The sequence below is a fragment of the Halolamina salina genome (assembly GCF_042678005.1).
In the GTDB taxonomy this organism is placed as follows: domain Archaea; phylum Halobacteriota; class Halobacteria; order Halobacteriales; family Haloferacaceae; genus Halolamina; species Halolamina salina.
In genome coordinates this window covers 3,106-11,010 of record NZ_JBHUDH010000071.1, presented here as the reverse complement: position 1 = coordinate 11,010, position 7,905 = coordinate 3,106, and the positions used below count along the sequence as shown (strand labels likewise).

At 69.1% G+C, this 7,905-nt stretch carries 9 protein-coding genes; 6 read left to right on the top strand and 3 right to left on the bottom strand.

What is annotated here, in order from left to right; all coding sequences use genetic code 11:
* On the top strand, positions 1–389 hold a 389-nt coding region (locus ACFR9S_RS07685; RefSeq protein ID WP_379818372.1), incomplete at its 5' end, for a PAC2 family protein.
* Here the strand turns inward: ACFR9S_RS07685 and ACFR9S_RS07680 are convergent.
* Positions 390–1,508, bottom strand: a complete 1,119-nt coding sequence (locus tag ACFR9S_RS07680) for a pyridoxal phosphate-dependent aminotransferase (RefSeq protein WP_379731503.1) — start codon at positions 1,506–1,508, stop codon at positions 390–392.
* A 214-nt stretch (positions 1,509–1,722) separates the two neighbouring features.
* Here ACFR9S_RS07680 and ACFR9S_RS07675 point away from each other — a divergent pair, with 214 nt between their 5' ends.
* From ACFR9S_RS07675 to ACFR9S_RS07665, 3 genes are read left to right on the top strand one after another with little or no spacing between them, the layout of a single operon-like run.
* Positions 1,723–2,760, top strand: coding sequence for an ABC transporter substrate-binding protein (locus tag ACFR9S_RS07675; RefSeq protein ID WP_379731502.1), 1,038 nt, complete (start codon positions 1,723–1,725; stop codon positions 2,758–2,760).
* The gene (locus tag ACFR9S_RS07670) at positions 2,757–3,545 is read left to right on the top strand and encodes an ABC transporter permease (RefSeq protein ID WP_379731501.1); all 789 of its coding nucleotides are present in this window, start codon (positions 2,757–2,759) and stop codon (positions 3,543–3,545) included. Before ACFR9S_RS07675 ends, ACFR9S_RS07670 begins: the two co-directional genes overlap by 4 nt.
* Positions 3,542–4,297, top strand: a complete 756-nt coding sequence (locus tag ACFR9S_RS07665) for an ABC transporter ATP-binding protein (RefSeq protein ID WP_379731500.1) — start codon at positions 3,542–3,544, stop codon at positions 4,295–4,297. The genes ACFR9S_RS07670 and ACFR9S_RS07665 overlap by 4 nt, the downstream gene beginning before the upstream one ends.
* A 2-nt stretch (positions 4,298–4,299) precedes the next feature.
* Here the strand turns inward: ACFR9S_RS07665 and ACFR9S_RS07660 are convergent, their stop codons facing one another.
* Positions 4,300–4,452, bottom strand: a complete 153-nt coding sequence (locus ACFR9S_RS07660) for a hypothetical protein (RefSeq protein ID WP_379731499.1) — start codon at positions 4,450–4,452, stop codon at positions 4,300–4,302.
* Between the two features lie 82 nt (positions 4,453–4,534).
* On the opposite strand from ACFR9S_RS07660, the gene ACFR9S_RS07655 reads away from it, so the two are divergent.
* A complete protein-coding gene (locus tag ACFR9S_RS07655) occupies positions 4,535–5,896 on the top strand; it encodes a DEAD/DEAH box helicase family protein (RefSeq protein ID WP_379731498.1) in 1,362 nt (453 codons plus the stop codon).
* On the opposite strand, the gene ACFR9S_RS07650 is transcribed toward ACFR9S_RS07655, so the two are convergent.
* Positions 5,893–6,303: a hypothetical protein gene (locus ACFR9S_RS07650; protein WP_379731497.1), complete on the bottom strand. Its 411-nt coding sequence runs from the start codon at positions 6,301–6,303 to the stop codon at positions 5,893–5,895. The genes ACFR9S_RS07655 and ACFR9S_RS07650 overlap by 4 nt on opposite strands.
* Positions 6,304–6,556: 253 nt before the next feature.
* On the opposite strand from ACFR9S_RS07650, the gene ACFR9S_RS07645 reads away from it, so the two are divergent.
* A partial coding sequence (locus ACFR9S_RS07645; protein ID WP_379818371.1) for a DUF790 family protein occupies positions 6,557–7,905 on the top strand: 1,349 nt, incomplete at its 3' end.

The following is a 7,905-nucleotide window of genomic DNA, read 5'->3' as shown; positions in this document are numbered from 1 at the left end:
ACAACCCCGCGACGTTCTACGGTGCGCGCTACCTGGTCGTGGGCGTCACCGAACTGTACGCCCGCGTCGACGACGCCGCGGTCGCGCCGCCGGACGACGGCGGGATGATCTCCGGCCCCTGCGGCGCACTGCTGTTCGAGGTCGTCGACGCCGACGAGGACGCCGTGGGGCTGATGGTCGACACCGACCCGCGGTTCCCCGACCCGCAGGGCTCCCACGCGCTGATCAAACAGGGGATCAACCCCATCGCCGGTGTCGACATCGACACGCAGCGACTGGTCGACCAGGCCGAGGAGATCGTTGACCAGCGCAAGGAGCTGGCACAGAAGATGCAGCAGGCCGACCAGCACGAGGCCTCGCAGGTCTCCCGGACCGGGATGTTCCAGTAGCTACTGCACCGCCTCGTACGCTTCCTCCATGATTTCCAGCGCCTCTTCCAGTTCCTCGGTGCTCGTCGCGTAGGAGATCCGGGCGTACCCCTCGCCGGCCGCGCCGAACGCCTCGCCCGGCACGATGACGACCCCGCGGGCGACGCACTCGTCGACGAACCCCTCGGGCACCTCGGGCATCACGTAGAACGCGCCCTCGGGGGTGGGGACGTCGAGGCCGATGTCGGTCAGCCCCTCGACGATCAGGTCACGTCGCTCCTCGAAGCTGTCCACCATCTCGTCAACGACGCCTTGGGGACCCGAGAGCGCGGCTTCGGCGGCGTACTGGGCCGGCGCGGACGCACACGCCTGCACGTACTGGTGGACGCGCAGCATGCGCTCGACGCGCTCGGGCGCGGCCGCGACCCAGCCCAGCCGCCAGCCGGTCATCGAGTACGTCTTCGAGCAGGCGTCGACGAGGACGGTCTGCTCGGGCGCGAACTCGGCGGGCGAGCGGTGCTCGCCGTCGAAGACGATCCGGCCGTACACCTCGTCGGAGATACAGAGCAGGTCGTGCGCCTCGGCGATGCGGGCGAACTCGCGCACGTCCTCGACGGGCGAGACCGCGCCCGTGGGGTTGCCCGGACTGTTGACGACGAACGCCGCGGTGTCCTCGGTGATCGCATCCTCGATTGCCTCGGGGTCGATGGTGAGGTCGTCGCGGACCGGCACCGGGACCGGCTCCGCCCCAGTCAGCTTCGTCAGCGCGTCGTAGGCGACGAAGCCGGGGTCCGGAATGATCACTTCATCCCCCGGGCCGACGTGGGCCTCCAGTGCGATGTGGAGCGCCTCGCTCCCGCCGGCGGTCGCGATCACCTGCTCGGGGTCGTACTCGAGGCCGAGGTCGCGTTCGTGCTTCGCGACGATCCCCTCCCGGAGTTCAGGGATCCCCTTGTTGCCGGTGTAGGCGTCGGTCTTCCCGGCCTCGATCGCCTCGACCGCGCCCTGGCGGGCGTGATCAGGCGTCGGGAAGTCGGGCTGACCGAGGCCGAGGTTGATCGCGTCCTCGCCGGCGGCCTCGAACACTTCCCGGATGCCGGAGATGGCGATACGCTCCACGCGGTCGGAGAACTGGGGCATACCTCCGAGGTCGGTGGGGAGTGCGTTAATGGTTGCTCTCCGTTTACCGGGCGTAATTGCCGCTTCCTCGGACGGATACGTTCGGCGTCGGCGCCGGTGTTAGCGGAGATGCGGCGTTTCCCGTCGATCTCCGGCCGGATTTCGGCGTCACTGACCGAACGAGGTTCTCGCCGACGGCAGGAGTGCATTAAGTGGTGGCCGACAAACGGACGTAATGAGTCAGAACAGCCGTGTTTCGCGGCGCGACGCGTTGAAGGCGACGGGTGCGGCGGCGACGTTCGGCCTCGCGGGCTGTCTGGGCGGCGGCGCCGGCAACGACGAACTCACCGTAGCGTACATGCCGATCTACCCCGACATGCAGTACTTCGTGATGCAGGAGGAGGGGTACTTCGACGAACTGAGCGCCGAGATTGACGGCACGGAGTTCTCCAGCGGTCCCGACATCGTACAGGCGTACGCCTCCGGCGAGATCGACGTGGCGATGTTCGGTATCGTCCCGGCGATGATCGTGATCGACCGCGGGATCGCCGCACAGGTGGTCGCCGCCAACATCGAGGAGCCGATGGGGATCATCGGTCACGAGGAGTTCCTCGCGATGTGGGACCCCGAGAACCCCGCCGACTCCTTCGCCCAGTGGGCCTCCGAGAAGGGGCGGCCGTTCGAGTTCGGCACGTTCCCCGAGGGGTCGGTGCCGGACATCCTGCTTCGGTACTGGCTCAGCGACGATCTCGGGATCGACCCGGCCGCCAACGACGACGTCGAGATCACCGGCCTCGGCGGTGCGAACGCGGTGTTCCAGGGACTGGCCAACGGCGAGGTCGACGGCACCTCGATCATGGAGCCAGTCCCGACCAAGATCGACAACGCGGGGCTGCCCTACGAGTTCGTCACGACCTCGGGGGAGTTCATGCCCGGTCAGCCGGCGGCGGTGACGCTAATGAGCGACGACGTCCGCGGGAGCGACGCCGGGACCGAGTTCGTCCGCCAACACCGGCGTGCGACCGAGTTCGTACGGGCCAACCCGGAGACGGCGGCCGAGCACGCGAGTACGGTGATCGGCGAGTCGTCGCTCAGCCCCGAGACGGCGAAGCAGGCCATGGACTCGCCGCTCTCGAACTTCATCACTGACCCCCACACGATCGAGGAGGGAACCCAAGTGTTCGCCGAGTACGCCGCCGAACTCGGCAAGACCGACGCCGAACTGACCGTCGACGAGATCTTCGACTACTCGCTCTACGACGGCCTCGAATGAGCACGCGACTGGAGACCGATCTCGGGATCGAGTTCGGCGGCGAGTACGACCGTCGACGCTTCGTCCGGGGCACGCTCGGCGTCGCGGCGTTCGTCCTACTCTGGACGGTGGCGTCGTGGTTCAACCCCCCCTACGTGCTGCCGTCGCCCGTCGCCGTCGTCGAGGTGTTCGTGACCGAACTCCGGTCGGGCGCGATGGCGGATGCGCTGCTCGCGAGCTTCACCCACTGGCTCCCCGGTACCGTGATCGGCACGACGCTGGGAATTGCACTCGGGGTCACGATGGCCTACAGCGACCTCGCTGACGACGTCGCGACACCGCTCGTGCGGGTGCTCCGGCCGGTGCCCCCGCTGGCCTTGATCGGGTTCGCGATCGCGTGGATCGGGCTGAACCACGCCGGCGCGGCGTTCATCATCGCCGCGGGAGCGTTCTGGATCAACTACTACGCCGCGTACGGCGGCGTCGACAGCGTCCCCGAGGAGTTCGTCGACGTGGCGGACTCCCTCGGCGTCGACACCGATCTCGGCCTGATCCGGAAGGTGGTGCTGCCCGCCGCGTTGCCGGAGATCGTCACCGGGATCAGGACCGGGATCGGCCGGTGCTGGATGCTGATCATCGCGGCGGAGCTCATGGGCGTCTCCGGCGTCGGACGCGAACTCTACACTGCCTCCCAGAACCTCTCGGTGGACGCGGTGCTCGCGTACATCCTGCTGATGAGTCTGGTGTACCTCGTGCTCGACAGCGGCGTCGGCGCGGTCCAGAACCGGGTGTTGGCGTGGCGATGAGTGGATCCGACCGACGCGTCGTCGTCGACGGGGTCTCGAAGACGTACGAGGGCGAGGACGGCCCGGTCCACGCGCTCGACGACGTGAGCTTCGGCGTCGAGGAGGGGGAGTTCGTCTGTGTGGTCGGTCCCTCGGGCTGTGGGAAGACCACGCTGTTCCGGATCATCGGCGGGCTGGAGTCGGCGACCGAGGGCGAGGTTCGCCTCTCCGGCGAGCCGGTCACGGAGCCCTCGCCGGATCTGGGGATCGTCTTCCAGGAGTACCACCTGTTCCCGTGGCGTACCGTACGGGGTAACGTCGCGTTCGGGCTCGAACAGCAGCCGATGGACGACGCGGCACGCAAACGCCGCGTCGCGTCGATGCTCGACCTCGTCGGGCTCGAGGAGTTCGCGGACGCCTACCCGAAAGAGCTGTCCGGCGGGATGAAACAGCGCGTCGGCATCGCCCGCGCCCTCGCCGTCGATCCACAGATCCTCCTGATGGACGAGCCGTTCGGCAGCGTCGACGCCCAGACGCGCTCGATGCTCCACGAGGAACTCCTGTCGATCTGGACGGAGACGAATAAGACGGTGCTGTTCGTCACCCACGACGTCACCGAGGCGGTGACACTCGCGGATCGTATCGTCGTGATGGCGCCCAGCCCGGGACGAGTGCAGGAGATCGTCGACGTGGACCTCGATCGCCCGCGCGAGCGGGCCGACGACGGCTTCGGCGAGACCGTCGAGTACGTCCGCGGACTGATCGAGGAGTAGCCTTACTCCTCCACGGCGTCCCGCAGCGTATCGATCCGGCTTTCCAGCTGTGAGAGCGCCACGTCGGCGTTCATGTACCCCTTGTCGTACTCCTCGTACACGGTGTCCGCGGCGTCGAGAAACGCCGCGACTGCCTCGTCGGTGTCGTCGGTCATGGCCGTCGCTATCGGCCCCGCGGTGGTAAGCGGTTCGGAGCGACCCCGAAATCCACAAGCGCCACGGCGCCGAACGCCGACCGTGACGCTCACGCTCCGATTCGAGGACGGAACTGTTCGGGCCGTGAGCGACGACGCTGGCTCGACGTTCGCCGAGATCGCCGACGAGTACGCGTTTCTCGAGGCCGACGAGCGGACCGGCGGCTACCGCGCGCCGGCGTACCGCTACGCCGACCTCCGGGGCGCGCTCGACGATCGAGGAGCCGACTACCGCGACCGCGTGCTCGACACGGAGCCGCTCTCGCTCTCGACGCGCTACCAACTGCGGGAGTACCAGCAGGCGGCGCTCGACGCGTGGCACGACGCCGGCGACCGCGGGATCGTGGAGCTTCCGACCGGCGCGGGCAAGACGGTGCTCGCGATCGCCGCGATGGCCGAGCTCGGCGTCCCGACGCTGATCGTCGTCCCGACGGTCGACCTGCTCGACCAGTGGCGCCGCGAACTCGAAGCGGAGTTCGACACCGCGATCGGCCAGTTCGGCGGCGGCGAGCAACGCCGGGAAGCGATTACCGTCTCCACGTACGACTCGGCGTACCTGAAAGCCGACAACGTGGGCGGGCAGTTCGGGCTCGTCGTCTTCGACGAGGTTCATCACCTCGGTGGCGAGGGGTACCGCGAGATCGCCCGGCTGCTGGCGGCGCCCGCACGGCTCGGCCTGACCGCGACGTTCGAACGCCCCGACGGCGCCCACGAGGCGATCGCCGACCTCGTCGGCCCCCGCGTGTACACGCTCGATGCCGACGATCTCGCCGGCGAACACCTCGCCGAGTACGAGATTCGGCGGATCGAGGTGGATCTCACCCCCGAGGAGCGCGAGGCCTACGAGGAAGCACAGGGGACGTTCGTCGACTACCTCAAGCGATCGAACATCTCGATGCAACGCGGGAGCGACTATCAGGAGCTCGTGAAGCGCTCCGGCCGCGACCCCGAGGCGCGGGAGGCGCTGCTGGCCAAGCAGCGCGCCCGCCGGATCGTCCGCGAGGCCGACCGGAAGGTCGACGAACTCGGTCGGTTGTTGGACCGCCACCGGGACGACCGCGTGATCGTGTTCACCGCGAGCACCGACCTCGTGTACCGGCTCTCCGAGCGGTACCTCCTCCCCGCGATCACGAACGAGACGGGTGCCGCCGAGCGTCGGGAGATCCTGGATCGCTTCCGGTCCGGGGAGTACTCCCGGGTCGTGACGGCGAACGTGCTCGACGAGGGCGTCGACGTACCGGACGCCAACGTCGGCGTGTTGCTCGCCGGCTCGGGCAGCGAACGCGAGTTCACCCAGCGACTCGGCCGGATACTCCGCCCGACCGATGACGATTCGCGGGCGCTGCTGTACGAGGTCGTCAGCGAGGAGACCGCCGAGGAGCGTGTCGCCGATCGTCGCCGTTAGGCCTCGAACTGCCCGGCCCAGCCGTAGGAGAGCCCGCCGCCGCCCGCCCACGTCTCGTAGCGCACGTCGAAGACGAGTTCGACCTCGGCGGCGGCGCCACCGTCGAGCGAGACCTCCCGGGTGGCATCGTACTCGGTGGTCCAGTCGTCGGTCTCGACCGTCGCCCGTCCGACGAGCGTATCGCTTCGCGTGCCGTCGGCGGTGTTCTCGACGCCGATCGCGAGCACGAGCGCCCCATCCTCGCCCTCGCGCGGCGACCCGTCGACGATACTGAGCCCTCGCGTGGTCTCCACCGGCTCACCGTCCTCGGCCTCCGTCGGCGCGTTCCGCGGGCCGGAGCCGTCGCTGGCGCTCACACAGCCCGCAAGCCCGACCGCGACCAGCGGGAGGAACTGGCGTCGCTGCACAGTCGTGACTGTTCGGGGGAGACAATCAGCGTTCCCCTGTGGTGAGTTCCGGTCTCGGTCGAACGTTGACTGGCGGCTCGCAGCCCCGATGGTGAACAGGCGGCGCGATCGCTCCACGGAGGGTGCTCCGCGCTCCCGCCTCGGCCGCTCCGTGGTCGTGTTCAGACGACGACGGCTCTGGTCGCGCTATCGTACTTGAACTCCGGGGCGACCGCTCCGGCGGCGTTTTAGGCTCCCCGCGCCAACGCCGCGTGTGCTGCGGAAGGAACACCTCCGGGTGTCGCGGGCCGCCGGCGGCTACCACCCCCAGTTCACCGACGAGGGCGACCGCGCGCTGGCGGCGAGCCTGCTGGGGACGTTTCAGGGCCACGTCGGCGAACGTCGGTCCCGGCTCCGGGACGCGCTCGAAGCGGCCGAGCGCGAGGCCGACTCGTTCAAGCTGGTTCGGGGGCTGGCGGCGCTGTTAGAGCGCGATGCGACGTTCGAGACGCGCGCGCCGGTGCCCCCGCGCCGGACCCGCCGAGTGACGTTCGAGAGTGCGGAGTCGGTCGGCGTCGCGAGCGATGCCGAGCGCGGGGAGGCACTCGCGACTGCGGCCGAGCGGTTGGGTGTCGAGGTCGACGACGTCGAGCGATCGCTGTACGCCGACCGGGAGGGGAACCAGATCCTCACCTCGTTCGAGCCGCGCTGGGATCCCGAAACGCTGCTGAAACAGTACGACCTCTCGCTCGCGCAGACCGCGCTGTTCGACGCCACCGAGGTCCGGGTGCGGAGTTCGGAGCCGGCGGATCTGGTGCGCGCGGTGAAGCGACTCGGCCTGATGTACGAGGTTCGGCGGACGGACGAGGGGCGGGAGTTGGTGGTGACCGGGCCGGACTCGCTGTTCCGGGCGACGCGGCGCTACGGCACCGCGTTCGCCCGGCTGCTGCGCTCGGTCGCGGCGACCGACGACTGGCGGCTCTCGGCGACGATCGACGACCGCGGCCGCGAGCGCACGATGACGCTGACCGACGAGGACGTGTCCGTGCCGGGCGTCGAACCGATCGCGGAGCCGACGTACGACTCCTCGGTCGAGGCGGAGTTCGCGGCCGCCTTCGAGAGCCTCGACACCGACTGGAGCCTCGTGCGCGAGCCCGAACTGCTGGAGACCGGAAATCGCGTGATGATCCCGGACTTCGCGTTCGACTACGCGCCCGCCGGCGCCGAGTCGAAATCGGTCGCCGACCGCTTCCGCGTCTACTTCGAGATTATGGGGTTCTGGACCCCCGAGTACGTCGAGAAGAAGCTCTCTCAGCTGGAGAGCGTCGAGGACGTGGCGCTGCTCGTCGCCGTCGACGAGTCGCTGGCCGCGAGCGAGGCGATCGAGGCCCGCGACCACCGCGCGATCCCCTACTCGGGGTCGGTCCGCGTGAAGGACGTTCTCGACGCCCTCCGAGAGTTCGAGGCCGATCTGGTGGCCGACGCCGCCGCGGGGCTGCCCGAGGAGATAGTGCCGGACGCGGACGCCGTCGGCCTCGAAGAACTGGCCGCCGAGTACGGCGTGAGCGTCGACGCGGTCGAAGACAAATCGTTCCCCGAGCACCGCCTCGTCGGGCGGACGCT

What these genes read in the sequence shown, in the direction of transcription:
- ACFR9S_RS07680 (WP_379731503.1), bottom strand. Translation starts at nt 1,508, where the DNA reads ATGCCCCAGTTCTCCGACCGCGTGGAGCGTATCGCCATCTCCGGCATC.
- ACFR9S_RS07665 (WP_379731500.1), top strand. Translation starts at nt 3,542, where the DNA reads ATGAGTGGATCCGACCGACGCGTCGTCGTCGACGGGGTCTCGAAGACG.
- ACFR9S_RS07670 (WP_379731501.1), top strand. Translation starts at nt 2,757, where the DNA reads ATGAGCACGCGACTGGAGACCGATCTCGGGATCGAGTTCGGCGGCGAG.
- ACFR9S_RS07660 (WP_379731499.1), bottom strand. Translation starts at nt 4,452, where the DNA reads ATGACCGACGACACCGACGAGGCAGTCGCGGCGTTTCTCGACGCCGCG.
- ACFR9S_RS07675 (WP_379731502.1), top strand. Translation starts at nt 1,723, where the DNA reads ATGAGTCAGAACAGCCGTGTTTCGCGGCGCGACGCGTTGAAGGCGACG.